The following is a 25,706-nucleotide window of genomic DNA, read 5'->3' on the forward strand; positions in this document are numbered from 1 at the left end:
CTTACTTGGATCACGTTGGTAGGTACTAACCGCAGAGGGCACAGAGGGCCGCAGAGGTGTTTTTGGTGTTGTCTCTGTGCACTCTGTGTCCTCTGCGGTAGATTTTGTGCATTCATACTACAGTGCACTTTGTATACCACCGGTCAGTAATCCTCAGCTAGCTGGTAGATAGCCGGCAACTGCCGTCCCAGCCCATCGTAGTCCAGCCCATACCCCACCACAAACTTAGTGGGTATCGTGAACCCGACCAGGTCGATCCGCACGGGTACCCGCTGGGCATCCGGCTTGTGGAGTAGTGTAACCAGGGTGATGGACCGTGGACCTAGCGCTTCGAGCACCGGCACAAAGGCCTGCATGGTAAGTCCGCTATCTACTATATCCTCGATGAGCACTACGTCCTTAGCGCGGACCAGCTCCTCTTCCGGGGGCAGTAACAGCTTGACCTTACCCTCTGACTCGGTACCCACGTAGCTGCTCGTGCGCACGAAACAAACCTCCCCGTCCAGTCCACTAGCCCGTACCAGATCGGCGGCAAAAACGAAGGCCCCCTTTAGCATGACCACGAAGCTGGGTGCTCCGTTGGCGAGGCGGTCGCGCAGCTCCTGTCCGAGGACAGCTACGCGGGCCTGGATCTCCTCCTCCCCCAAAAAGGGGCGGAAGGTGTGCTCGTGGAGACGGATGCGGTCAGAGTGGGGTGGTGGCATAGAAAATCAGCTGACTGGGAAAGAAACGAAAAATTGAAGCGAGGCTAGCCGCCCGCTAGACCTGCCTTTCAGGGAAAGAAGCGTAACAGTAAGCAGCAAATAGAATAATTAGATACATTCTATGAGCTAGGCCGAATAATGTTCTACCATGATTTAGGGACCCAAAAATTGTACGGATTAGCGTAATAGTATATTCGTTGTCATAGCAATTATACCGTTTTAAATTTTACACTATGGCGTTCGACCTACCGATCATTTGCCTCTGGTTCAAACCAACAAAATGGAGCGGTCGTAAATTTTTTGCCCCAGGACTATGAAAATCTCTCCCGATATGCCCTATATTTGAATCAACGTACGGCTCCCCGGGCCCTACGTTGCGAATAATTTGGTTTTATTTGGTTAGGGCTGAGGTGGTGCTGTGGTGGCACTACCTCTTTTTTATTCCCAGCGGACCGTAATGGTGGCGTTCAGGTCCTCACCGAAGCGGTTGACCTGTTCGGTGCGGATGTCGTAGCCCACGGCGGGGTCGTACGTCAGTATATGATCGCCGTCGGAGAGTACGGTACCGGTCTTACGGTACACGATGATCTTGGTAGGGGCACCGACCTCATTCAGGGTGACCTCCAGTTGCCGGGTCTGCACGCTGCTGTCCGTTGCTACATAGCGTTGCACCTGCGCTCCGCCGCCCGCTTCTTCGTTGCTTACTTCGTACTTGTCCAGCCAGGCCGGTTTATTGATGTCTGCCTCGCGAAACATGCGCAGATCGGTAGCAAAGCGGAGGTTAGTAAGCTCCTTGGTTTCTTGCGTGCCGTTGAGGATGACGGTCTTGCGCACCGGGGGTTGCAGCGCGGTAAGGCTATCGATTTGGGCCTGCATGTAGCCGGAGAGATCGAAAAACGGCTCCCGCTGCATGTCCTGTTGGACCTCCTCTGCGTAACAGCTAGTTAGGAAAAGAAATAACACGAGCAGACGAAGCACGGGCGGGAGGTTTATCCCCCTAACACCCCAACCGGCAAATGGTGGACCCTAGGGCAGGGCAAAGGCTACGTACCGATCACCCGACTTCGTGCCCAGCTTGCCCCCGCCACAGGCCACCACGACATACTGCTTGCCCGCTACGGCATACACCGCCGGGGTAGCGTAACCGGCCGCTGGAAGCTCAGCCTCCCAGAGCAGTTTGCCGTCGCGGCTACGGAAGGCTCGGATCTTTTCATCCAGAGTAGCGGCGATGAACACTACGCCGCCGGCCGTAGCTACCGGACCGCCGTAGTTCTCACTGCCCGTGTCGTCGATGCCGCGGGCCACTAGATCTGGATAGGTGCCCAGGGGGACCTGCCAGCGGATGCCACCCTCATCGAGGTCAAGCGCCGTAAGCGTGCCCCAGGGCGGGGCCGTGATGGGGTGGCCGTCGCTGGTCTTCAGCCGCTTGTAGCCGTCCATAATGTAGGGGTAGGGCCAGGCTCCCTCGCCGCTGGCCTCCTTCTTGTCGCTTGTGCCGGTGGTGGCCAGGATTTCTTCCATTTCTGCATCGGCGGGTAGGGCCAGAAGCCAATCCGTCACGTCGCGCCGCTGCTGGTCGCTGAGCCAGTTAATGGCCGGCATGGCACCCCGGCCGTTGATGATGGTGTGGGAGATTTGGGGTCCGTCGAGCCTCGCGGCCAGGCCCAGCAGGGAAGGGCTCTGAAACACCCCGCCGCCCCGTAGATCGCTGCCGTGACAGGCCTGACAGGCGATGGCGTAGACCGCCCGGCCGGGATCCTCGCCGGCCAGCCCCGCTACCGGATTCATCTTCAGCATCCAGGGCATCTCGTTGGCGTTGACGAAGAAGAGTCGGTCGCTTGGGGAATAGGAGGCCCCGCCCCACTCGGCCCCGCCGTCAAAGCCTGGAAACATTATCGTACCCTCCTCGCTGGGGGGAATGAACGGACCGCCATGCCTGCTTGCCGCCAGTAACTCTCGGGCCTCGCGGTTCATGATGCTGTCAAAGGGATAAAGGTCGTCCTCGGTGAGTTCCTGCCGCGTGAAGGCCGGGGGCAGTATGGGCATCGGCTGGGTCGGACTACTGACCTCGCCGGCCAGGTCACTCACCGGGTAGCTGCGTTCCTCCACCGGAAAGAGGGGCTCCCCGGTAGCGCGGTCGAGCAAGAAGAGGTAGCCCCCCTTGGTTACCTGCGCCACGGCGTCGCGGGGGGTACCGTCATGCTGTACGGTCAGGAGTACGGGGGTAGCCGGATGGTCGCGGTCCCAGAGGTCGTGGTGCACGGTCTGGTAGTGCCAGATCTTCTGACCGGTGCGGGCGTCGAGGGCCAGTACGCAGTTGGCGTAGAGGTTGTCGCCCGGTCGGTTGCCGCCGTAGAAATCGTAGGCGGCCGAGCCCGTGGGGACGTAGACGTAGCCGCGCTCCGGGTCCAGGCTCAGCCCCGCCCAGGCATTGGCCCCCCCGGTGAGGGGGGAACGCTCGTCGGGCCAGGTGTTGCTCCCCGCCTCACCGGGCTCCGGTAGGGTATGAAACATCCAGCGCAGCTCCCCCGTCTGCAGGTCGAAGGCGCGAATGTGACCGGGCGCGGCACCAAGGTCCTCACTTACCCGGCCACCCATGATGATCAGGTCCTCAAAGATCACGCCGGGGCTAGTGGAGATCACGAACTGTTCCCGGGCGCCGTCGCCGAGACCGGTGTGTAGGTCTATCCGTCCGCCGTTGCCAAAGCTCCGTACCGGCGTACCCGTAGCCGCATCTAGGGCGTAGAGAAAGGGACCGGCGGGGTAGTAGATGCGTTTGTCGGTACCATCAGTCCAGTAACTCAGACCCCGGTTCGTGCCCATACCGAACAGCTCATCACTGAATACAGCGGGGTCGAAGGTCCACAGCTCCTCCCCCGTAGCGGCATCGAGGGCGAAGGCCTTGAGTTGGGGGTTGGTGCCGTAGAGGGTGCCGTCGATCACCAGCGGATTACACTGGATTTGGCTGCGGTCGAGGGTGTCACGGTCTCCGGAGGCGTAGCTCCAGGCTACTTCTAGTTGGGCTACACTGGTGGTGTCCAGCTGGGTGAGGGCGCTGTACTGGGTGGTAGCGGGGTCGCCTAGGTAGTGGGGCCAGTCAGCGGTAGGTGGCGGGGCCGCGGGTGCGGGGCTGGTGGTGCAGGCGGAGAGGGTGGCTAGGCCGGCTAGGAGGAGGTAGGTGGATAGGTGTGGTGGTGTACCCATACGGATAAAGGTACGGTAGTCTGCGCAGCCGGAGGCAACCGGCAACGGCGCCCCGATAGCTATCGGGGGAGGCAGCATTGTACGGGACCAACCATAGGGGGGGTGGGGCGTTATTTGGCAAACCCCAGATATGAAAGCCCGCAACGACGCCAACTTTGCTACCCAGTGTATTCACGGTGGACTGGAGCCCGACCCCCAGACCGGATCGGTGATGACGCCCATTTATCAGACATCTACTTATGCCCAGTCATCGCCCGGTGAGCATAAAGGATATGAATATGCCCGCACGGGTAACCCTACGCGGACCGCGTTGCAGCGGAACCTAGCAGCCATCGAGAAGGGCAAGCACGGGGTTTGCTTTAGTAGTGGACTGGCGGCGATGGATACCATCATTCGCCTTTTCGAGCCGGGCGATGAGATCATCGCCAGCGATGACCTCTACGGGGGCAGCTACCGGCTACTGACCGCCGTGCTGGGCACCTTTGGCATCAAAAGCCAGTTCGTCGATATGCGCGACACGAGTAAAGTGGCCGCCGCCATCACCGATGCCACCAAGCTGCTCTGGATTGAGACGCCCACCAACCCGATGCTCAACATCGTGGACATCAAGGCACTGACCGACCTAGCCAAAGAGCGGGGCATCCTGACCTGTGTCGATAACACCTTCGCCAGTCCTTACCTACAGCAGCCGCTGGAGCTCGGTGCCGATCTGGTCCTACACAGCGCCACGAAGTACCTGGGCGGACATAGCGACGTCGTTATGGGCGCAGTCATCACCCGCAACGATGAACTGGCCAAGCGGCTTTACTACCTACAAAACGCAGTGGGTGCCGTGCCCGGCCCCCAGGATTGTTTTCTGGTCCTGCGTGGTATCAAGACCCTCCATCTCCGCGTTCAGCGCGCCTGCGAAAACGCCCGTAAGATCGTTGAGGTGCTGCAGGTCAATGACCTAGTCGCCAACGTTTACTACCCCGGTCTGGCCGATCACCCCCGCCACGAGATCGCCGCCCGGCAGATGCGCGACTTCGGGGCCATGGTCAGCTTCGACCTGAAGGAAGACACGATCGAGGCCGCCACCCAGGTCATGAAGCACACCCACTACTTCACCCTGGCCGAGAGCCTTGGTGGGGTAGAGAGCCTCATCGGCCACCCGGCCTCAATGACGCACGCCAGCATCCCGCGGGAGCAGCGGCTGAGCGTGGGGCTGACCGATAGCCTGATCCGCCTGAGCGTGGGCGTGGAGGACGGGGAGGATCTGGTGCAGGATCTGGAGGCTGCGCTGGCTGCCGCGGTGACCGTTGCTGCCTAACAACTAAAGGCCGCTCGACTTTGGATCTTTACAGGTAAGTAGCTAGCCGTTTCATCGCCTCCCGCAACGCCTCCGCGCTCACCCCACTAAACACGATCCGAAACCACCCCACCTCCGGCTGCCCCAGCCCCCCCGGGGCGGTGAGTAGTACGCCCGTTTCCCTGAATACCTTCTCCCACCACGCTTCCGCGGCCTCCCGCGTACGCTCAGGGAGGTACTGCGAGAAATCGGCCCATACGAAGAGGCTCCCCCGCGCCGCGGTGTACGGCACCTGGAGCTCGTCTAGCGCATCGGTGACGGTCAGGTAGGCTTCCGTCAGTAGCTCCCGATTTCTATCTTGAAAGGTGGTGACCCAGTCATCCTCACGGAGCAGCTCGCTCAGCAGCCACTGGGTGGTGTTGCTCACCTGCTGCGGCGCGTTGAAGTTGGTGTAGGCGCTGAGGAGCTCGTCGTTGCGACTGTACAGCAGGCCTACCCGCAGGCCAGAGATACCGAAGTCCTTAGAAAAGGAGTACCACCAGTGCAAGTAGGGGCTGTTGCGCCTTTCCAGCAGCGGCAGGAATGAGGTGAAGGGGGAGTGATTGGCCAGCTTAGGTTCGTCCCGTGAGAACTGACTCAGGGCATAAATCTCGTTCACGACCAGGTGAATCTCCCGCTCGCTACACCAGTCCGCAAAGGTGACCAGCTGTTCGGCGGAGTACACCGCCCCGGTCGGATTATCCGGCTGCGTAAGCACCAGCATCCGCAAGTTATCCCCTAGCTCGGCGTAGGCCTGGTCCAGTTCCGCAGTAGAAAGGGGGTGAAAGTCGGCCCCAAACTCCGCCGCATATTCTTGAATATCGTAGCGCTCCAGCCCCGCCTTACTGTTCACGTCCGGTCGGTAGGCCTGGTAGGCCGGGGCGGGAAACACCGCGTAATCACCGGGATCGCCCAGACAGAGGGCCGTCACCTCCACCACCGCCGTTGCACCGGCGCTCGCGCAAAAGTTTGCCGCATCCAGCTCCACGCCCGCGATGTGCTTACCGACAAAGTGTGCTACCGCCTCGCGAAATTCCGGAGCACCGTTCAGCGGGGCGTAGGCGGCCATCCACTCCGGCCAGAGCCCCTGGGTGGCGATCTCCTGGAGTTTGTCGCGCATCGTCTCCCACTGTAGCAGGTTTTCGGCGATGCAGAGGGTGATGGCCCCGTCGGTGTTGTCGGAAGCGTAGAGGTTCTCCTGGGCCCGCTCGAAGAGGGCGAAGTCGGGGCGGAGGGGTTCGGTGGCCTTTTTCCGGCCGCGATTGGATAGCATCGAAGTGTTAGTTGAGTCGCTTCGGCGGACGAGCCATACTAGGTAAGGCTCGGCAGACGAAGCTATATTTCAAAATCCAGGGCCCGACGTAGCACGGCCGAGTCGCGCTGGTCCATGAGCTGCTGGTACATCTCCTCGTTGAAGCGGTACAGTACAGCTGGCCGGTGCGGCACATTCTCTTGCCGGCCCACCTCCTCCAGGATGCCCGTTTTCATGATGCGGGTACGAAAGTTGCGTTTGTTGAACTCCGGCACCCCCAGCACGGTCTCGTACAGCGCCTGCAGTTCGGCCAGCGTAAACTCCTCCGGCAGCAGCTCGAAGCCGATGGGCTGGTAACGCACCTTGGCCCGCAGCCGGTTAGTGGCCATATCGATGATGCGGGCGTGGTCGAAGGCCAACTCCGGCAGTTCGTGCAACGGGTACCACTCGGCCTGCTCGGCGTCGGAGGCGGCTACGGCGGGGTGGTCGGTCAGGTTGACCAGGGCGAAGTAGGCCACGCTAATCACCCGTCCACGTGGGTCCCGCCCCGGGGCACCGAAGGTGTACAGCTGCTCGACGAACAAGTCCTTCACGCCCGTTTCCTCCTCTAGTTCGCGCAGGGCACTGGCCTCCAGGTCCTCGTCCATATCCACGAAGCCGCCCGGCAACGCCCACTGCCCCTTGAAGGGCTCGCCGCCGCGCTGGATCAGCAGCAGCTTCAGGTCGCGGCCCCCGTCGTAGCCGAAGACGACGACGTCGACGGTGACGGAGGGGCGGGGGTATTCGTAGGTGAACACGGGGCGGGAATTTACAATTTACAGTGTACCAATTACCATTTACAATTTACGGGGATGCTCGCTGCGCTCGTGCCGTGTCGGTCGTCTGCCGATTTTACTTTCAGGCTTCAAGCAGCGCTTCTTTCTCCCGGAGCAGCTCCGGTGCCAGTCCGTACACAAAGGTATCCATATCCGCCGCATGCCACTGCCGCCAGTTCTCCAGGGCGCGGGCGCGGGTGCGGTGAATGTCGTAGGGGCGGTCGATTGCCTGGCCGTTGCGAAATATGGGCTCGAGCAGTTCCACGGCCTCGCCCTTCAGTTCGTGCCGCTGCAAACTTTCATCCATTACCTGAGCGGAGGGGGCCTCGCCGAGGGTATCGTAGAGCTGGCTGGCCAGGGGGCGGTCGCCAGCGTAGTAGCGACGAACGGCCAGGCGACCGGGGTTACTTACCTTGATCAGGGTTTCGGAGCGCTTGATCTTGGGCTCCCACTCGCCGGCTTCATTCTGGATCGCGGCGAGCTTGTACACGCCGCCCAGTGCGGGCTGATCGTAGGCGGTCGCCAATCGCGTGCCGATGCCCCAGACGGTGATGCGGGCGCCAGCGGTCTTCAAGCGCTCGATGGCGTACTCGTCCAGGCTGTCGCTGGCACTGACGAAGGCATCCGGAAAGCCAGCCTCGTCGAGCATCCGGCGGGCACGGATGGAGAGATCGGCTAGGTCACCGCTATCCAGCCGGATACCGCGCAGCTCGTGGCCCCGCTCGCGCAGTTGCTGGCCGACCCGGATGGCGTTGCGTACCCCCTCGATGGTGTCGTAGGTGTCGACCAAAAAGATGCAGTTGTTCGGTAGGGCCTCGGCGTAGGATTCAAATGCGGTGAGCTCGTCGGCGTGGGCCATGACCCAGCTGTGGGCGTGGGTGCCCCTAACCGGCACATCGTAGTAGCGGCCGGCCCAGACGTTGCTTGTGCCGTCGCAACCTCCAACGTAGGCGGAGCGGGAGGCGGTAAGTCCGCCATCAATGCCCTGGGCGCGGCGTAGGCCGAACTCGATGACGCGGTCCTCCCCGGCGGCGGCCTTGATGCGGGCGGCCTTGGTGGCGATGAGGGTGGAGAAGTTGATGACATTGAGTAGGGCGGTTTCCAGGAGCTGAGCCTGGATTAGGGGAGCTTCCACGCGCAGCAGCGGCTCGTGGGGTAGGGCGATCTCCCCCTCGGGAATGGCGTCGATGTCGCCGGTGAATGTTAGGCGTTGGAGGTAGTTGAGGAAGGGCTCCCGGAAGAGCGGCTTTCCGTTAGCCCCCTTCAGTCGGCCTAAATACTGCACATCGTCGGCGCTAAAGCTCAGTCCTTTGACGATCTCAATGGCCAGGGGTAGGCCGGCGGCAATGGCGGCCCGCTCCCCGAAGGGCGCCTTACGGAAGAACAGATGAAATACCGCCCGCCGTTCCTGCATACCCTGGTGATGGTAAGCGGCGGCCATAGTGAGTTGGTAGAGGTCCGTGAGAAGGCCGAAGTTGGGGCGGTAGACCTGGGCGAGGGGAGGGGTGGGTGACATTGACTTAGTTTAAAATTTAAACAAAGCTACGTCTTACTGGGCAACTTTCCAAATTCGCTAGTTGCTTGCTACCGGTTCGGGTAAGATAAATTCCATCCAGAGCAGGGGCGCGGGGAGTAGTTTATAAGTGAAATCAATGGCTTCGAGTGGGTCGCTGCTATCCGGGTAATCCCCGATAATTCTAGGAATAGTAAGTCCGCTATCGTAGTCGTTAAGTACGTGCTCACCGTAGACGGTAACACCGGTGCGGATAGCAAGGGGACCAGATACAGGGGTGGGGGATAACAAGGGTACATGCACTGGCACGGAAAGCCGCACGGTAGGAAAGTCCGCATCCGTAGCCACACCTCGGTGGGCGAGCAGGCTATGCTTATCTACCGAAAGGATAGCGCCCAGGTCCCGCACGATTCTATCGCTGTCCGCATCCAGCACCACTAGGCTCAGGCGGATCTGCTCAGGAATCAGGATAGTCTGCGGCGGTAGCTGTCCCATTAGATTAAGGGTGATGGGTACCTGCATCTCGTCGATGAGGCAGTACTGCATCGTTTCACTCAGGACGATGTCTACGGGTCGGGCGGTGTCGATGGCGTAGGTCGCCGCATCCGCTTTGATAAAATCAGCCACAAATGCATCGAAATCGAGGGATTTGACCACCCGCTCCGCGGCCTGCTTGCTCCTTGCGTTGATCTCGATACAACTGAACTGAAGCTGCGCAGGAGTGAAGCGCGTCATCAGCGGTAGGGCCAGGGTAGCGAAGGGACCGGTGCCGGCGTAGAGTACGTGCACCGGACCGGCCCGGCGGGCGGCTACCTCCGTTACCGCCTGGTAGAGTCCAGCCACGAAGCGCTGAGTACGGATTAGGTCGTCCACGCACAGGGCCGCCCAGGTGACGCCGATGGCTACGCCCCTCCCGGTATCGAGGTGGTCAACACCACCGGCTTCTCCCAGGTCGATGCCGGAAGCGGTAAGCAGCAGGTCGCGGTAGGTTTCGATGGTGTCGCGCAGCAGCGCGGGGGAGGTGGCAGGGTCGAGCAGGACATTGGCGATGTCGGCAAGGGTTTCCTTATGGGTCATTGAGGTGGCTTGGCGGCCGACCGAAACGGGAGGGAGGCTGCTGGAGGTGAAGGTACATCAGGGGTACAGTAGATATCGCTCCCGCAGCGTCCGGTAAGCCGCCAGGTCCGCCGCCCAGCTTGCGCGGATTTCCTTTTCCGACTTCCTCGCTTCGATCATCTCACGCAATTCATCCGTGCCAGCGAGCAGGTCAAAAAAGTCCGGCCGGGTGAAAAAAGTCACCCCCTGCTCCTCGAGCTCTGTATAGGATTGCAACAGCGGGCTGAGATCGATAAAGTCGATCCGGTAGGATTCAGCCGGCTCCGTACTCAGGTCATAACCGTGGCAGAGTTCCCCCTTCAGCTTCGGATCGGCGGCACCGGGGCCGGGCTGCGGGGTGAAAAGCGCCGGACCGGAAAGCAGCGCCGGGTGCCCGTAGAGCTGAAACTGCCGGTCCGTACCCCGCCCCACGCTCAGAGCCGTGCCCTCGAAGAAGCACAGGCTGGGGTAGAGGTAGATACTGCGCTGGTTGGGTAGGTTAGGGGAAGGGGGCACCGGCAGTTCGTAGACGGCATCGTGGGTGTAATCCGGGCAAAGCTGTACCTCCAGTTCGCACTGCAGCCCCTCGCCGAGCCAGCCCTCGCCGTTGACCATGCGGGCGTACTCGCCGACGGTAAGTCCGTGCGCGACCGGTATTGGGTCGAGCCCCACAAAGCTCTCGAAACCGGGCTCACGCAGCGGGCCGTCTACGTAGTGTCCGTTAGGATTAGGGCGATCGAGGACGAGCACCGGTTTGCCGTAGCGGGCGGCGGACTCCATTACGTAGTGTAGGGTAGAGATGTAGGTGTAAAAGCGGACTCCTACGTCCTGGATGTCGAAGATGATGAGGTCGATGTCGGCTAGGTCGTCCAGGGTAGGCTTCTTATCACGGCCGTAGAGGGAGCGGATCGGTAGGCCGGTCCGCGTGTCGACGCCATCCTTCACCTTTGCCCCGGCGTCGGCTTCCCCGCGAAAGCCGTGCTCGGGGGCGAAGATGCGCCGCACGTCCTGTCCGAGGGCCAGCAGGGTGTCGACCAGGTGGGTACCGTCGGCCAGGGTGGAGGTCTGGTTGACGACCAATCCGAGACTTTTTCCGGCCAGCTTCGGCAGGTAGGCTTCGGGGATATAGGCGGCGGGGTACTCGTCCGCCGAGCGTTGCGCAGCCTCGCTCGTCGGCCGAGTAGCCAGGGAGTCAGCGGTATCCCCCAACTCGGCGGACGAACTTCGGACCAGCTCCGCCTGGTCCGAAGCATTCGGCCGACGAGGGTCTGATTTAAAACAATTTGCGGCAAACGTTAACAAAAAGCAGAGCAGAAGGTATACCTTGGCCATCCGAGTGTGAGTTTTCGAGTCCGCCGTAGCGGCGAGAGTGTCATGGGTAAACAAGAATACGCGATTGTCGATATTGAGACCACGGGAAGCCGCGCCAGCCGGGCCCGGATCACCGAGATCGGTATTGTGATCTTCGACGGCGAAAAGGTAACGGAGACCTTTGAAACGCTACTGAACCCCGAGCAGTACATCCCGGCCGGCATCGTGGAGTTAACGGGCATCACCCAGGAAATGGTGAAGGGGCAGCCGAAATTTTATGAGGTGGCCCGGCGGATCGTAGAGCTTACCGAGGGGCGCATCTTCGTGGCACACAATGCTAAGTTCGATTATGGTTTCCTGCGCGAGGAGTTCGGCCGACTAGGCTACACCTTCTCGCGGCGGCAACTGTGTACCGTGCGTCTGACCCGCAAATGTTTTCCCGGGCTTAAGAGCTATAGCCTCGGTAAGCTCATTCAGCACTTCGGCTTTCACGTCGAGGCTCGTCACCGGGCGCTCGCCGATGCCCAGGCGACCACCGAGCTCCTCCAACTCTGCCTGGCCGGCGAGGACTGCGCCAAGGAGGCCAAGCGCCTCATCAACTACGGCATCAAGGAGACCCGGCTGCCCAAGCAGATCAAGCTCGAGCAAATCACCGAGCTACCCGAGGAGACCGGCGTTTACTACTTCCATGATGCAAACGGCGATGTCGTCTACGTAGGCAAGAGCACCAACATCCGCAAGCGCATCGCCCAGCACTTCAACGACCACACCTCCAAGGGCAGTCGGATCGCTGAAAAAGTAGCCGATATCACCTTCGAGGTCACCGGTAGCGAGCTAGTAGCCCTGCTACTGGAGAGCGAAGAAATCAAGCGCCTCCAACCCCGTATCAACCAGGCCCAGCGCGGCAAGCGCTTCAACTACGCCATCCACAGCTACCTGAACGAGCAGGGCTTCCGCTGCTTCGATGTGGTGCGCAACACGGCCCAGGCCCGCAAGGAGCTCGACATCATCAGCGAGTACCCCGGCCTTAGTCGCGCCAAGGGCCGCCTAAACTTCGTCCGCCAGCACCTCGAGCTCTGCAGCGCCTTCACCAACATCTACCCCAGCCGCGGCGCCTGCTTCCACTACCACCTCAAGCAGTGCCGGGGCGGGTGCGCGGGTGAAGAGTCGCCCGAGGAGTACAACCTACGCGCCGAGGAGGCCCGCCTACACCTCCGCAACGTTTTTGATGATGACTTTCTCCTTTTCGACGTAGGCCGTACGCACGATGAGGCCTCCGTGATCCTGGTCGAGGATGGCAAATACCAGGGCTTCGGCTACATCGACAAGGAGCACTGCACGAATATCAACATGGCCATTGATAGTGTGAAGCGGTCGGTGACCTATCCGGATACTGCGCGGATCATTCAGCGGTACGTGAGTGAGAAGGGGGGGAAGATGGTGAGTCTGGCCACTGGGAAGGTAGTGCGGTAGTACAATGCTGCCTCCGGCAGCGCCAGCAAAATGCAGCCTCTGGCTGCGCTGGTAGCGGACCATCGCGCAGCCAGAGGCTGCAGTTGACCACTGCTACCTAATGCAGGATGTTAATGTCAGTGGAACCAACAGATTTTAATTGACAAAAGTCATCCCATAGTATCTCCGCGATATTAACTTATGTCGGCATACAGCAAATCTAATTAGGTAAGTCTTACTGCGTGTAGTTAATCTTTGATCGAAGTTCCTTAATTTTTAGCATAGCAAGAATTAATATCAGCATAAACCAAACAAGCATCCACCACATTATCGGAATATCAACTAATCCGAGTTTGTCAAGTGTGTATCCGATAGGCATAAAAAACACACCTACAACTGCAAATATTCTGTTGACTGTTAACTGTCTCATAGTAACTGGATTTTTTGACGAATTAATTGTTGCACTGCTCGGCACAAACGTTGTAGGTTAAGTTACAACTATCTGTATCCTCGTAGTATTCGTCAACGACCCAAAATGTGCACCATCCAAAACTGATAAAATAGCTACCTGCGCAAAGATAGGGATTTAGGGGGCAATGAAAAATAAGTTATTCACGGGGAATGGTCTTAGTTTTACCGGATGAAAATTACCCCAGCGGCTATTGAAGGGATGCGTGAAAAATGGCGGTTGATTGCCCCCCAACTAGATGAACGTAGTCGGCGGGTATGGGCGGGAGTCGAGGCCCTGGCTTATGGCCACGGTGGGGTGACGCTGTTGCACCTGGCCACGGGGATGAGCCGACTCACCATCAGTAAGGGTAAGGTCGAGTCCCAGCAATTGGCCCCTACCCTAGGTTTGCACCGGATGCGGGCTAAGGGGGGCGGTCGCAAATTGAAAACCGAGCAGTATCCCGATCTGGCCGCCCAGCTTGAGGGGCTGATTCAACCCCACACGAAGGGCGATCCCATGGGTCCCCTGCGCTGGACTTCGAAGAGCACCTACCGGATTGCGACTCAGCTCGGTGAGCTGGGGTACTCCATCCATCCCGGCACGGTAGGTAGTATGCTACGCAAGCAGGGCTACTCCCTACAGCTCAATGTGAAGGAAAAGGAGGGCAAAGAGCACGGTGACCGCGATGCGCAGTTCCGATTCATCAACGAGCGCGTTAGCGCACAGCTCGCCTCGGGTGGGGCGACCATTTCGGTGGACACCAAGAAAAAAGAACTGGTAGGAAACTACAAAAATGGGGGTAGGGAATACCACGCCCAGGGGGAGGCTCCCCGCGTTAACGTACATGACTTCGCCGATCAGGAACTCGGCAAAGCTGCCCCCTACGGAGTGTACGACGTGCGGGTTAACCAAGGTTGGGTCAGTGTGGGAGTGAGCAGCGATACGGCCACCTTCGCGGTCAATAGCATCCGGGAGTGGTGGTATAAAATGGGCCGGCAGCTCTACCAAGGCATGCCCCACTTACTCATCACCGCCGACGGCGGGGGTAGCAACAGTAGTCGCAGCCGGCTGTGGAAGGTAGAACTACAGGGGCTGGCCAATGAACTAGGGATGTCCATCGGGGTGTCTCACCTTCCGCCGGGGACGAGCAAGTGGAATAAGATTGAGCACAAGATGTTTTGCTTCATTTCGCAAAACTGGCGGGGTAAACCCCTGATTACCCTACAGACCATCGTCCAACTCATCGCCCACACCACCACCCGGCAAGGCCTCAAAATCATGTCCGCTTTGGACGAGCGGGAATACGCAAAAGGAGTAAAGGTGTCGGATGCCGAAATGGCCGCCCTGAACCTGACGCGGGATGACTTTCATGGGGAGTGGAACTATACCATTTCTCCGAATAGCAAGTGAATAGTTTATTTTTCATCAACCCCTTAGTGACGCGACGCAGAATTCAAGTGATGCTATAGCAGCTCCACCAATAGCGCAGCCAGATAATAGAAGACTTATTTCTGTAGCTGCATGGGCACGACATTTTTCTCGATTATCAAGGCATTGTCCAGCACAACTGATGTAGTATTTTTTATTTTGCTGCGATTTAGGAGTTTTGACTGCAGCCTCGGAGAATAGCAGCTTCATTTTCTCAGCGTCCCCTACGTATGTCACTTCCGTTTGTAGATCGTATAGAGCTTGAAAATATTCGGCATGTAGTTGTAGGAATTGATCCGCTGAAGTCCAGTTGGTTGTATCCACATAAGAATTAATGTAATTCATATTTGGCTCTCCACTTTCTCCGTCAAAAACCTCGTAGGGATTATATGTACGGTTCCAATTGGAGGCTAGCCCCATGGCATCGAGCGATTCTAGCAGAGACTGTGCAATTACTAGCTCATCGTCAGTAGGAGAAAAATCACTCTCCTCACTTTCACAACTAACCATGAAGACCGTCGAACTTAGAAAAAGGAGCAATGAAAATTGCTTTCGAAATGAGTTAATTGCCAATTGTTTCATAGAGATGGGTATTAGGTTTGGTCGCAATTTAAAGGAATTATAGTTATGGCGCAATTTTTGAGCACATATTTTGACGATTCGTCCCCTATTTATGATATTTAGTCTCTGCGTAAGCTCAATTGTTGTCGTTTAACAACACTACAAAGCTACCCACTACCTCCTCCGAAACGGAATACCCAGCATAGTCCGAATACTCCAATGATGCTCCTCCTCCATATGCGTATCTACCCCGTAGACAAGCTCCCGATTATCTAGCTCGGAGTAGGTACCAAAGAACCGATCCCACACGCTGAAGATGTTCCCAAAGTTCGTATCCGTATAGGGCAACTGGTAATGGTGGTGTACCCGGTGCATATCAGGCGTAACGAAGACGGTACGCAGCGCACGGTCAATACCCCGGGGCACGGTGATGTTGGCATGATTAAACTGACTCAGGATCACACTCATGCTTTGGTAGAGAAAAACCAGCCAGATCGGCGCCCCCAGCAGCACGACAGCAGCGGTGGTGAATACGAAGCGGATCACGCTCTCCCCCGGATGGTGGCGATTAGCGGTAGTGGTATCCACGTTCTGATCGGTGTGATGCACGAGGTGGAAGCGCCAGAGGAGGGGTACCCGGTGCTCAGTCCAATGGGCGAGGTAAGCACCGAAAAAATCCATTAGAAGCAGACCGACAATTGCCATAGCCCAGAGCGGTAGATCGAGCCATTGTAGGATGCCGAAATCATTAGCCACCGCCCAGTCACTCCCCTTGACCAGGATAAAGGCCAGCAAGAAATTAACTACGATAGTCGTGAAGGTAAAAAAGAAGTTGATGCCGGCGTGGCGCCACTTCTTGTACTCACCCGTCACCAGCGGAACGGCACTCTCTAGCACCCAAAAGATAGTAAGACCACCCACCAGAATGAGCGTACGGTGACTGCTCGGGATGGTTTCAAAGTAGTGGATGATCGCTTCCATATCCCTAAGGTACGCAGCCGCTGCCGTCCGGTGGGGTAATTTGGCGGACACAAGGCCCCCCGGTACCTACCGATTCACCAGCAGCCGACGCGTCGTAAGGATCCGCCCCCGCTCGTTGGTCATGCTGTAGATGTAGGGACCACGGGGCAACTGACTCACGTTCACCTCCGTACGCACCCGGCCGTCGACCGATGTGAGCTGCTGCCGGATCACCTCACGACCTAGCATATTGACCACCCGTAGGGTGTAGCCGCCGGATTCCAGACCGGCCGCCTCGAAGGTCGTCAGGTCGCGGGCGGGATTGGGGTACACCCTAACCTGGGCCTGCGTCAACTGGGGGCCACGTACGGAGTTAGTTACGTCACCCTGGATGAAGAGCAGGCTTGTGGGCGCGTCAAACTCGTCGACGGTGACAATAGCCACGGCTTCCTTTTCTGTATTGGTCCAGTAGTAATAGGTGATGATAGGGTCCTGCTCGCCGAGAAAATCTCCTAAATCCGGTCGCTGTTCTAGTATGACACCCGTTACGGGCAGCTCTATTCCTCCCGTTTTGACCAGTACCTCCGCGCTATTGGTTTCGTTGCGGCGCTCGCGGAGCACCTCGTACGACTGTCCGTTGATGATAAGCGTACCGTAGGCATCGACCACATCGGTGCGTGCACTGGTGGATACGATACGGATGGAGTCTATTCCATCCAGTAGGGGACCGAACTCATCGAGTGCGTCGACAGCTTCATCCGGTAGGCTGTCGACGTCTACGGCAATGGTATTCACCGTAGTGGATACGTAACGATCCTGATACGCAAGCGGTGCACGCCGCTGCGCCCGCCCGGGTGTCACGGGGGCATTGTACTCAAACCCCGGCAGCACGTCGGTCAGCATACCCCGTATGCCCACTAGCTCATACGTCGTATCGGTGATGGCGTAGTACCCAACGTTGGCACTATCGATAGCCATGACTACATCGGCGTTTGAGAACGCTGGGTTATCGTCGTAGGACCGAATAATCTGTAGTTGCGTATCGACGGCGGTTTGGGTACCAAAGTCCCACTGTCGGTCCGCTCCAGAATTGAGCAAATCAATGGTCGTGGCACTATCCGATACGCCGTAACGTAGCGTATCGCCGGCTGCGGGGAAGTAGGCCTCCGTGATGGTGATCTGGGCGATGGCCGGAAGCGCAGTAAGCAGCAAGGCCAGAAGGGTAGCAATACGCAGCATAGACCGGTTTTCGTAGGGTGCCCCTAAGGTAGGCGCTTTTGGGCGGTTACGCCGCACGTCCGCCGGATTTAACGTGGGCTTAAAGTCTTAGCCCCGGATTGGTGCCAGCCAGCGGTCGGCCGTGACTGGATCCCACCCCTTTTTCTTGGCATAATCCCGCTCCTGATCGGGCTGAATGCCACGCACCGTAAAGTAGCTCGCCACGGGATGACTATAGTACCATCCGCTCACGCTGGAGGTAGGATACATCGCGTAGCTTTCCGTGAGCGTAATACCCGTAGCGGCCTCAGCGTCCAGCAGTTCCCACAGTTTTGCCTTCTCGGTGTGCTCGGGGCAGGCCGGGTAGCCCGGGGCGGGGCGGATGCCGCGGTACTTCTCTCCGATCAACGCATCGGTATCCAGCTGTTCTTCCGGCTCGTAGCCCCAAAATTCCCGCCGGGTACGCAGGTGCAACACTTCCGCAAAAGCCTCCGCCAGCCGATCGGCCAGCGCCTTAAGCATGATGGCCGAGTAGTCGTCGTGGGCCGCCTCGAACCGCTTCACATGCTCCTCGATCCCGATACCCGCCGTGACGGCGAAGGCACCGATGTAGTCCTGCTTGCCGCTTTCCCGGGGGGCAATGAAGTCGGTCAGGGACTGATTGGGCCGCCCCTTCGCCTTCCTGCTCTGCTGACGAAGCTGGTAGAGGCGGCACTCATTTCCTTCATGATCCACCACTACCGTATCGGTCTCCACTTCCGCAACGGCCGGGTAGAAGCCCACCACGCCCCGCGCCGTGAGCCACTTTTCTTGCACCAGCTTGTCGAGCATGGTGCGGGCCTCTTCGTACAGCTGCGTGGCCTGCTCACCCACTACCTCATCAGTTAGGATGTCGGGGTACTTCCCGGCCAGCCCCCAGCTGCTGAAGAAGGGCGTCCAGTCGATGAAGTCAACCAGTTCCTCCAGGGGGTAGTCGTCCAATACCTTCGTGCCGAGGAAGGTGGGCACCGGCGGGGTATAGTTCTTCCAGTCCAGCTGCAGGCCATTTTTTCGCGCCTCCGCAATCGGTAGCATCTTCTTATTCGACTGCTGCCCGGCGCGGTGTACCCGCACCCGTTCGTACTCTTCCGTGATGCCCCGCCGGTACTCCTCGCGCACCGCCTCCTCGGAGTTTAGTAGCTCGCTGACCACGGCCACGGCCCGGCTAGCATCCAGCACGTGCACCGTAGGACCCGAGTAGGCCGGCTCGATCTTAATGGCCGTATGCGTCTTACTGGTCGTAGCCCCGCCGATCAGTAGCGGCGTCTTCAGCCCCCGGCGTTCCATCTCGGCGGCTACGTTGACCATCTCGTCGAGCGAGGGGGTGATGAGACCGGAAAGCCCGATCACGTCCACGCCCAGCCGCTCGGCCTCGTCCAGAATTTTGTTCGCCGGCACCATCACACCCAGATCGTGAATCTGGTAGTTGTTGCAGGCCAGCACTACGCCGACGATGTTCTTACCGATGTCGTGTACGTCGCCCTTTACGGTGGCGAGCAAGACTTTGCCCTTCCCAGCGTCGGGTGCACCTGCGTCCGCGCCCAGGCTTTCTTTTTCTAACTCAATATAAGGCTGCAAATACGCCACCGCCTGCTTCATCACCCGCGCACTCTTCACTACCTGCGGCAGGAACATCTTACCCGCCCCGAAGAGGTCGCCCACCACATTCATGCCGTCCATCAACGGGCCCTCAATGACGTGGAGGGGGCGGGGGTATTTCTGGCGGGCCTCCTCGGTATCCTCAATAATGTACTCGGTGATGCCGCGCACCAGACTGTGGCGCAGTCGCTCCTCGACGGTACTCTCGCGCCAGCCCAGGTCACGGGCTACGGTGCGGCCGCCGACGTCCCTGAGCCCCTCGGCGAACTCCATGAGGCGGTCGGTGGCATCGTCACGGCGGTTGAGGATTACGTCCTCGACCCGCTCCAGCAGGTCCTGGGGGATATCGGCGTAGACCTCAATCAGTCCGGCATTCACGATGCCCATGTCCATCCCGGCGCGGATGGCGTGATAAAGAAAGGCTGAGTGCATCGCCTCGCGCACCACATCGTTACCGCGGAAGGAAAAACTCACGTTCGACACCCCGCCGCTCACCTTCACCCCCGGGCAGAGCTGCTTAATCCGCCGCGTGGCCTCAATGAAGTCCACCCCGTAGTTGTTGTGCTCCTCGATGCCGGTGGCTACGGCGAAGATATTGGGGTCGAAGATGATGTCCTGGGGGTCGAAGCCCGCCCGCTCGGTGAGCAGTTTATAGGCGCGCAGGCAGATGTCGACTTTGCGGTCGATGGTATCGGCCTGCCCCCGCTCGTCAAAGGCCATCACGACCGCCGAAGCACCGTACCGCTTCACCAGCCGGGCCTGCCGCAGAAATTCCCCCTCGCCCTCCTTCATACTGATGGAGTTCACCACGCACTTGCCCTGCACGCAGCGCAGTCCGGCCTCGATCACCTCCCATTTTGAGCTGTCGATCATCACAGGCAGCTTGGCAATATCGGGCTCGGCCATGACCAGGTTCAGGAAGGTCGTCATGGCCTGTTTGGAGTCGAGTAGGCCCTCGTCCATATTCACGTCGATAACCTGAGCGCCCCCCTCGACCTGCTCGCGGGCTACGTCGAGGGCAGTGGGGTAGTCGCCGAGTTTGATCAGGCGGGCGAATTTGCGCGAGCCGGTCACGTTGGTGCGTTCGCCCACGTTGACGAAGTTGGTCTCTTCGCGGATCTCCAGCGGTTCCAGTCCGCTCAGGCGGGTATTGGAGGCGTGTGCGGGCAGGGGGCGGGGCCGCAGGTGCAGCGTCGTCTGCGCCATGGCCCGGATGTGCGCGGGGGTAGTCCCACAGCAGCCCCCGATCATATTCACCAGCCCACTTTCCGCGAAGTCCCGGATGTAGGCCTGCATCTCCTCGGCCCCCTGGTCGTACTCGCCCATTTCATTGGGCAGACCGGCATTGGGGTAGGCGTGGACGTAGCACTCGGCAATCTTGGCGAGCGAGGCCAGGTGGGTACGCATCTCTTTTGCTCCCAGGGCGCAGTTCAGCCCGATGCAGAGCGGCTTGGCGTGGGCCACGGAGATGTAGAAGGCCTCGACGGTTTGCCCGGAAAGCGTACGGCCGCTGGCATCCGTGATGGTGCCGGAAATGATCACCGGCAGCTCGATACCGCGCTCATCGCGCACCTCCTGCAGGGCAAAGATGGCCGCCTTGGCGTTGAGGGTGTCGAAGATAGTCTCGACGAGGATGCAGTCGGCCCCACCGTCGGTAAGTCCCTCGATCTGGGTCTTGTAGGCCGCGGCTAGCTCTTCGAAGGTGATGGCCCGGTAGCCGGGGTCGTTAACGTCGGGCGAGATGCTCAGCGTGCGGTTCGTGGGGCCGATGGCACCGGCTACGTAGCGGGGCTTTTCGGCGGTGGAATAGGCGTCGGCGGCGCGGCGGGCTACCTGGGCGGCGGCTTTATTAAGCTCGTAGACGATGCCCTGGGTGCCATAGTCCTCCTGGGCAATGACCGTGCCGCTGAAGGTATTGGTCTCGATGATGTCCGCGCCGGCTTCGAGGTAGGCGCGGTGGATCTCCTCGATCACGTCCGGGCGGGTGAGTACCAGTAGGTCGTGGTTGCCCTTCAGGTCACTGGGGTGGTCGGTGAAGTGGCCGTGGCGGTAGTCGGCCTCGGTGAGTCCGTAGCCCTGGATGAGGCTGCCCATGGCGCCGTCGAGGACGAGGATGCGTTGGGCGAAGAGGGTTGCTAACGGGGGACGGTTCATGGGGAGTGCGAAGGTACCGTTATTCGGGTTCAAATTTAGCCGGTGGGGTAGGTGAGTAAAGAGGCAGTTTCATTTGTAGTTCAATTTGAATAGCTGACTATGCCGCACTCGCCTCCCTACCGCTCCTACTTCAAGGATTTTTTCTTCATCTTAACCGGCGTAGCCCTGGCCGCCCTCGGCCTGAAGGGCTTTTTGCTTCCTGCTCATTTCATCGATGGTGGGGTGACCGGTATCTGTCTACTTCTCGCCGAGGCGCTGGGCTGGCCGCTGGCGCTGCTCCTGCTGGTGGTCAACATCCCCTTCTTGTTCCTAGCGCGGCTGGTGATCGGGCGGGTATTCGCGTTAAAAACCATTGGGGCCATTCTACTGCTGGCCCTCGCCGTCTGGCTCGTCGAATTTCCATCCCTGACGGAGGATCGCGTACTGGTAGCCATCTTTGGGGGCTTCTTTTTGGGTACCGGTATCGGGCTGTCGATGCGGGGGGGCAGCGTGCTCGACGGCACGGAAATCCTGGCCATTTTTCTGAGTCGTAAGCTGGGCACGAAGGTCAGCGACTGGGTCATCCTGATCAACCTGGTCATTTTCGGCGCCGCGGCCATGCTCCTCTCGCTGGAGCAGGCTCTTTATTCGCTGCTCACTTATATCGTGGCTTCCAAGGCGCTGGACTTTATCATCGACGGGGTCGAAGAATACACGGGCGTGACAATTATTACCGATCACCCGGGCGACGTTCGCACGATGCTGATTGAGGAGATGGGGGCGGGGGTAACCATTTTTAAGGGGGTAGGGGGATACGGAGTTGACGATGCCGCCCGGGAGCGCGATATTCTTTACACCGTCATCACCCGACTGGAAATTCGCAAGCTTACCCTGGCCATACAGGAGATCGACTCCGATGCCTTCATTACCATGACCAGTATCAATGATGTACGGGGCGGCATGGTCCGTAAGCGCGTAGTCTAGACTATTACTCCACCCGTACCCCCCGTGTACTAAAGGAGATGCCCTGCTGGCCGTAGGTAGAAATGTACACCCCCTCGAACAGCGGCTCGTGAACCTCCCCTGGCGTGCTCCATTCGAAGTAAAAGTTATCTCCCGTGCCGCCGGTCCGGTCGCGCATGTCGATGATGATAGATACGGTCTCCATGGGCGCCAGGTAGATCGGCTCCGTGAAGTAGTCACGTACCAACTGCCCCTGGGTATCGTAATACGCTGCCCGTCGAATGTATACCGTGTCACGCAGGTTGATGTTGCGGATACTGATCGTGCCGGTCAGGTCGAAGAGCCGGTGCTCGGTTTCGGTGTAGATCTGGGAGTAACTCGATAGGTAGGTTGCCCCCGGTGTGAGTACACTATCGGCGGGGAGCGTGGCGCGGCGGGCCGCCCAGTCGTTGGGATCTACGGAGCTGACGGACTGTTCGCCGGGCTCGCAGGCGGTGACAAGCAGTAGGGATAAAACGAGGAGGGAGGTGGCGCGGCTCATGGGGGTAAGGTATCACTTCGCTGCTCAGCGGTGGCGGAGCACACGCTGATCGACCCTTTAGACTTCCTGCTCCGCTACCCGTGGGGTATACAGCAAGATGAGCTGAATGGCAAGGGCAAGCACGATCAGGGCACCTATCTCTAGTTGGGTGAAAAGCTCCGCCGAGCCAATGGCCTTTTGACTCTTGAAGAGTTGCTGCTTTCCTTCGCTGAGTTGGATAGCCGATAGCGCCTTGAGTTGTTCCTTGACCGCGGTAAGCTGATCGGGGATCGCTGCGGCCGTTGATTGCTGCGCCGCGGCGGTGGTTTCCAGGCGGCGCAAGTCCGCCACCGCCTGCTTTAGCTGGTTGAAGATGACTTCTTCCCGCTCGGTTAGCTTAGTCGTGGCGAATAGTTCCAAAGACTGTGTGACCTGGGCATCGATCGTACCTAGCCTGTTCTTCGGTGGTAGGGCAGTTGCCTTAGCGTAAAGTACCTCCTTTTCTAGCACCGACTGGTAAAGATTGAAGATGATGTCCTGAGCGACCAGCCGGTCGGCGTAGATCGTCTCGATGGAGTCTTTGACAACTGCGAAGTTTTGCCGATCAACAAGGTTGGTCATCAGGATCAGCAAGAACACTACCATGATGCCGAGCACCCATTTGACCTTAGTGAATAAGGTCATAGCTGCCGATCTTTAGAGGTTTTTGCCCCCCGGTTCTTGTACCGCGGCCCGGTGAGTCTGGGCCTAGTCGGCCTAGTCGCTACCGTATCCGCCTGGGTGATCAGTCGTCGTTGATTCTTGTAGGCTGGCCCGGTGAGTCGGGATCTACTCGGCCGGTTAGTTACGACGGGAGCGGTCCGGTAGAGCGTCTTCATCCGCCCGGCCGCCCGGGGATTCTTGTAGTGCGGACCAAATTTGATCAACCCTTCGATTCGTTGAACTTCTAACTCATCGGGGCTGAGCGCTACGGTGTCGACGCCTTCGTCAGTCGTTTGTGCCCGACCGACAACACTCAGCGCGAATAGCCCAAGTAAAACCATAAGTAGGGAGAGGGGATTTTGGCGAGTCATATTTGCTGTGTTTTGGTGTCTTGCTAAGATAGAAAGTTAAACTATGCAAGTCAATAGTATTGCTATTTTCATGGGTCATAAAATTGTCAAACAGAAAATCGCCATCACCTCAAAAGTGAAACAAAATATTGCAGTTAAGCTAAAAAATAGATATTTATTTGGTATTTGAATTGTATGTCATTATTTTAGACGCAACTTTCTGTTCAACGCACAATTGTTCTATTATGGGGTCCATCAATACCTGGGATACGTACGCTACAGTATGGTCCTTCCTTCTACTGCTGTTCGGTTCAACGGCCCAGGCATCATCCGTTGCCCCGCCGGGCCAAAACAGTACTGCTTACTGGTTAGAAGCCGAGTGTGCTACTGCTGGTAATCGGTGGACCAAGGTGTTGAGTGACGAGGCGGCAGGCGGCGCATACGTGGAAACGCAGTTCGTCTCGCTAGCCTCGCCCCCGGCCGCTACCCCCGAGAATCTGATCCGCTTCACGGTGACCGATCCTCCTCTCGATCGACCTTACCGTTTACTGGCCCGGGTGGATGCGCCCTCACGATTTAACGATTCTTACTGGCTACGCATCAATGGCGGAGCCTGGCAGGAACTCCGAAGCGGGTTCCGGATCGGAGAGGGTTTTAAATGGGTGGAGCTTGTCGTAACGGAACTGCGTAGCGGCACTAATACGATAGATTTTACGTACCGGGAAAATAGTACTCGACTCGATAAAATTCTCCTTACCGACGATCCCGACTTGCATCCGATGGGAGTGGGTGTTGTGACGCAGGAGTGCCCGCAGATCACCCCGCCTCCGGTAGACAAGGGCGTCTTCTGGCTCGAAGCAGAATGTGCCATCGTAGGTAGCACATGGATGCCAGAACGCGACTCCGCCGCCTCCAACGGTATTGTACTGACCAGTACACGGAGTAGTACCCGGTTTGAGCCACCGGTGGATCTACCCAGCAACCTAATCCGGTTCGTGATTGATGACCCGGACGTCGAGACGGGCAATTTCTCCTTTTGGATACGTGCTAACCTACCTGATGATGATCGTGATGCCTTCTGGGTACGCTTCAACGAGGGGCAGTGGAATCGCCTTCAGCCCGCCAGGATTAGGGGCAAAGGATTAGCCTGGGCTGGCTATGGGATCGGCCGCACACTTACTCCGGGCCGGAACACCATCGATATTACCTTCTTAGACCCCGGTATTCAGATTGACAAAATCCTGGTCACTAAGTACAGTATCGAGCCGAGTTTTTTGGGTGGTCGTGCCGAGGCGTGTCCCTTCACCCCGGCCCCGGAGGTTACCGATCGCAACACTTTCTGGTTGGAGGGAGAATGTGCCGCAGTGGGAGACAAATGGAGCACGGAAGCCGACCCTGCCGCAAGCAATGGCGCGGCCGTAGTGGTGCGGGGAACCAACGCGACGGACGCCCCGCCGGCGGATGAACTGGCCAACTTCCTGCGCTTCAACATAGCAGCCGCAGATTCGGGGAGTTATAATCTCTTTGCACGGGTAAAAACGCCGGATAACCTTAGCGATTCGTACTGGATAAGAACCAACGGTGGCCCCTGGTACGAGTGGGCGCGCGGGTTTGAATTCATGGATACGTATTCCTGGCAGCAAACTCCCGTTGCGTTTACCCTACAGGAGGGGGTAAATACCCTTGACATCGCTTTTCGGGAGGATGGAGCCGTTCTGGATAAGCTATTTCTTACCCTCACAGCCAGTGAGGTGACCGGTGACATGCTGGGAGACCCCGCTTCAAACTGCGCTTCGGAAGCGGCCCTTGCGGAGGCGTTCGATAATCAACTTCTCATCGGTCGAAGACCAACTGCACTGAGCTTATTCCCCAATCCCACTAGTAGCCACCTGAGCCTACAGTGGCAGAGCGAGGTAGAAGGCCCGGCAAATCTCAGTATTACCGACGCCCGCGGGCGGCAAGTAAGAAATATAGTCCTTAGTGCTCCCGCTGGCTGGTTGCGCCAGGAGCTAGATGTAAGCATACTGCCCGCCGGAGTATATTACCTACGTATCCTACAGGACAAACAGCAGATCGTACAGCGGTTCGTAAAGCAGTAACCCTCGTCCG

General features: G+C 58.6%; 19 protein-coding genes. 5 read left to right on the forward strand and 14 right to left on the reverse strand.

Annotation, left to right across the window (positions count from 1 at the left end; translation table 11 throughout):
* Positions 1-143: 143 nt before the first annotated feature.
* The 3 genes from ACOOHD_RS18425 to ACOOHD_RS18435 form a co-directional block, all read right to left on the reverse strand.
* Positions 144-704 (reverse strand): phosphoribosyltransferase, encoded by a 561-nt coding sequence (locus ACOOHD_RS18425; RefSeq protein WP_420459348.1) that lies wholly within the window; start codon positions 702-704, stop codon positions 144-146.
* 438 nt (positions 705-1,142) lie between these two features.
* Positions 1,143-1,682 carry a hypothetical protein gene (locus tag ACOOHD_RS18430; RefSeq protein ID WP_420459349.1) on the reverse strand — a complete coding sequence of 180 codons (540 nt, stop codon included), beginning with the start codon at positions 1,680-1,682 and terminating at the stop codon, positions 1,143-1,145.
* A gap of 48 nt (positions 1,683-1,730) precedes the next feature.
* Entirely contained in the window at positions 1,731-3,908 is a 2,178-nt protein-coding gene (locus ACOOHD_RS18435; RefSeq protein ID WP_420459350.1) for a PQQ-binding-like beta-propeller repeat protein, read from the reverse strand.
* A 130-nt stretch (positions 3,909-4,038) separates the two neighbouring features.
* Between ACOOHD_RS18435 and ACOOHD_RS18440 the strand changes: the two genes are divergently transcribed.
* Positions 4,039-5,217, forward strand: a complete 1,179-nt coding sequence (locus ACOOHD_RS18440; RefSeq protein ID WP_420459351.1) for a cystathionine gamma-synthase — start codon at positions 4,039-4,041, stop codon at positions 5,215-5,217.
* A gap of 28 nt (positions 5,218-5,245) precedes the next feature.
* Here the strand turns inward: ACOOHD_RS18440 and ACOOHD_RS18445 are convergent, their stop codons facing one another.
* The 5 genes from ACOOHD_RS18445 to ACOOHD_RS18465 all read right to left on the reverse strand — a co-directional run bounded on the left by ACOOHD_RS18445 (position 5,246) and on the right by ACOOHD_RS18465 (position 11,242).
* Positions 5,246-6,508, reverse strand: coding sequence for an aminotransferase class I/II-fold pyridoxal phosphate-dependent enzyme (locus ACOOHD_RS18445; RefSeq protein ID WP_420459352.1), 1,263 nt, complete (start codon positions 6,506-6,508; stop codon positions 5,246-5,248).
* 62 nt (positions 6,509-6,570) lie between these two features.
* Complete coding sequence (locus ACOOHD_RS18450) at positions 6,571-7,284, reverse strand: NUDIX hydrolase (protein WP_420459353.1); 714 nt, start codon at positions 7,282-7,284, stop codon at positions 6,571-6,573.
* Between the two features lie 100 nt (positions 7,285-7,384).
* Positions 7,385-8,818 carry a nicotinate phosphoribosyltransferase gene (locus ACOOHD_RS18455; RefSeq protein WP_420459354.1) on the reverse strand — a complete coding sequence of 478 codons (1,434 nt, stop codon included), beginning with the start codon at positions 8,816-8,818 and terminating at the stop codon, positions 7,385-7,387.
* Between the two features lie 57 nt (positions 8,819-8,875).
* A complete protein-coding gene (locus ACOOHD_RS18460) occupies positions 8,876-9,892 on the reverse strand; it encodes a hypothetical protein (RefSeq protein ID WP_420459355.1) in 1,017 nt (338 codons plus the stop codon).
* Between the two features lie 57 nt (positions 9,893-9,949).
* Positions 9,950-11,242, reverse strand: a complete 1,293-nt coding sequence (locus ACOOHD_RS18465; protein WP_420459356.1) for an exo-beta-N-acetylmuramidase NamZ domain-containing protein — start codon at positions 11,240-11,242, stop codon at positions 9,950-9,952.
* Between the two features lie 6 nt (positions 11,243-11,248).
* On the opposite strand from ACOOHD_RS18465, the gene ACOOHD_RS18470 reads away from it, so the two are divergent.
* Complete coding sequence (locus tag ACOOHD_RS18470) at positions 11,249-12,694, forward strand: exonuclease domain-containing protein (protein WP_420459357.1); 1,446 nt, start codon at positions 11,249-11,251, stop codon at positions 12,692-12,694.
* 619 nt (positions 12,695-13,313) lie between these two features.
* Positions 13,314-14,534, forward strand: a complete 1,221-nt coding sequence (locus tag ACOOHD_RS18475) for an ISAzo13 family transposase (protein ID WP_420458006.1) — start codon at positions 13,314-13,316, stop codon at positions 14,532-14,534.
* Between the two features lie 15 nt (positions 14,535-14,549).
* Here ACOOHD_RS18475 and ACOOHD_RS18480 read toward each other — a convergent pair whose 3' ends face one another.
* The 4 genes from ACOOHD_RS18480 to metH all read right to left on the reverse strand — a co-directional run bounded on the left by ACOOHD_RS18480 (position 14,550) and on the right by metH (position 21,083).
* Complete coding sequence (locus ACOOHD_RS18480; protein ID WP_420459358.1) at positions 14,550-15,134, reverse strand: hypothetical protein; 585 nt, start codon at positions 15,132-15,134, stop codon at positions 14,550-14,552.
* 153 nt (positions 15,135-15,287) lie between these two features.
* Positions 15,288-16,094: a sterol desaturase family protein gene (locus ACOOHD_RS18485; RefSeq protein ID WP_420459359.1), complete on the reverse strand. Its 807-nt coding sequence runs from the start codon at positions 16,092-16,094 to the stop codon at positions 15,288-15,290.
* Between the two features lie 66 nt (positions 16,095-16,160).
* Positions 16,161-17,312: a T9SS type A sorting domain-containing protein gene (locus ACOOHD_RS18490; RefSeq protein WP_420459360.1), complete on the reverse strand. Its 1,152-nt coding sequence runs from the start codon at positions 17,310-17,312 to the stop codon at positions 16,161-16,163.
* An 87-nt stretch (positions 17,313-17,399) separates the two neighbouring features.
* Positions 17,400-21,083: a methionine synthase gene (gene metH, locus ACOOHD_RS18495; RefSeq protein WP_420459361.1), complete on the reverse strand. Its 3,684-nt coding sequence runs from the start codon at positions 21,081-21,083 to the stop codon at positions 17,400-17,402.
* Positions 21,084-21,182: 99 nt separating this feature from the next.
* Here metH and ACOOHD_RS18500 point away from each other — a divergent pair, with 99 nt between their 5' ends.
* Positions 21,183-22,046 (forward strand): YitT family protein, encoded by an 864-nt coding sequence (locus ACOOHD_RS18500; RefSeq protein ID WP_420459362.1) that lies wholly within the window; start codon positions 21,183-21,185, stop codon positions 22,044-22,046.
* 4 nt (positions 22,047-22,050) lie between these two features.
* On the opposite strand, the gene ACOOHD_RS18505 is transcribed toward ACOOHD_RS18500, so the two are convergent.
* Complete coding sequence (locus ACOOHD_RS18505) at positions 22,051-22,566, reverse strand: DUF3124 domain-containing protein (protein ID WP_420459363.1); 516 nt, start codon at positions 22,564-22,566, stop codon at positions 22,051-22,053.
* A gap of 57 nt (positions 22,567-22,623) precedes the next feature.
* Positions 22,624-23,229: a chemotaxis protein gene (locus ACOOHD_RS18510; RefSeq protein WP_420459364.1), complete on the reverse strand. Its 606-nt coding sequence runs from the start codon at positions 23,227-23,229 to the stop codon at positions 22,624-22,626.
* 613 nt (positions 23,230-23,842) lie between these two features.
* Here ACOOHD_RS18510 and ACOOHD_RS18515 point away from each other — a divergent pair.
* Positions 23,843-25,696 carry a T9SS type A sorting domain-containing protein gene (locus ACOOHD_RS18515; protein ID WP_420459365.1) on the forward strand — a complete coding sequence of 618 codons (1,854 nt, stop codon included), beginning with the start codon at positions 23,843-23,845 and terminating at the stop codon, positions 25,694-25,696.
* Positions 25,697-25,706: the final 10 nt, after the last annotated feature.

Source organism: Neolewinella sp. (assembly GCF_965214665.1).
In the GTDB taxonomy this organism is placed as follows: Bacteria; Bacteroidota; Bacteroidia; order Chitinophagales; family Saprospiraceae; genus Neolewinella.